Here is a 675-nt window from a genome sequence, read left to right on the forward strand (position 1 = left end):
GACGTCACCCATACGCTCCAGAAGGGTCCCCCATGGCCACCGTCCTGTCCGTCTCCGGAAGCCCCTCCGCCACCTCCCGCACCGCCCGGCTCCTGCGCCACCTGGACGCGCGGCTCACCGCCCAGGGCCATGAGGTGATCCCCCTGGACGTGCGCACCATCCCCGCGGAGGCGCTGCTCGGGGCCGACTTCACGCATCCGGCGATCGTCGAGGCGATCGCCCTGTTCGACCGCGCCGACGGCGTCGTGATCGGCACTCCCGTCTACAAGGCCGCCTACTCGGGCGTGCTCAAGTCCCTGCTCGACCTGCTCCCGCAGTACGGCCTGCACGGCAAGACGGTGCTGCCCCTGGCCACCGGCGGGTCCACGGCGCACGTCCTGGCCATCGACTACGCCCTGCGCCCGGTGCTCAGCTCCATGGGCGCGTCGCACATCGTCCAGGGCTGGTTCACGCTCGACAAGGACATCACGGTGGGCGAGGACGGCTCCCTGACCGTCGCGCCGGGCACGGCCGAAGCACTCGCGCAGGTCGTCGACGACTTCTCCCTCGCCCTGGGCGGCGCCGTGCTCCCGGCGGTGACCGCCGAGCACACGGAGGCCCCGGCCGTCCCCGCCGCCTCCACCGCCCCGGCCAGGGCGGCGTGAGAGGGCCCGCCGCCGCGACCGGGCACCGTAC

The 675-nt window shown here is 73.8% G+C and carries 1 protein-coding gene; it reads left to right on the forward strand.

Going from position 1 to position 675, the window contains the following annotated elements:
* Positions 1-32: 32 nt before the first annotated feature.
* Positions 33-644, forward strand: coding sequence for an NADPH-dependent FMN reductase (ssuE, locus tag AB8Z36_RS41140; RefSeq protein WP_369218446.1), 612 nt, complete (start codon positions 33-35; stop codon positions 642-644).
* Positions 645-675 lie beyond the last annotated feature (31 nt).

The sequence above is a fragment of the Streptomyces flavofungini genome (assembly GCF_041028215.1).
GTDB classification, from domain to species: Bacteria; Actinomycetota; Actinomycetes; order Streptomycetales; family Streptomycetaceae; genus Streptomyces; species Streptomyces flavofungini_B.

Bases quoted from the DNA above. Each gene is read 5' to 3' on its own strand.
- ssuE (WP_369218446.1), top strand. From the start codon at position 33: ATGGCCACCGTCCTGTCCGTCTCCGGAAGCCCCTCCGCCACCTCCCGC.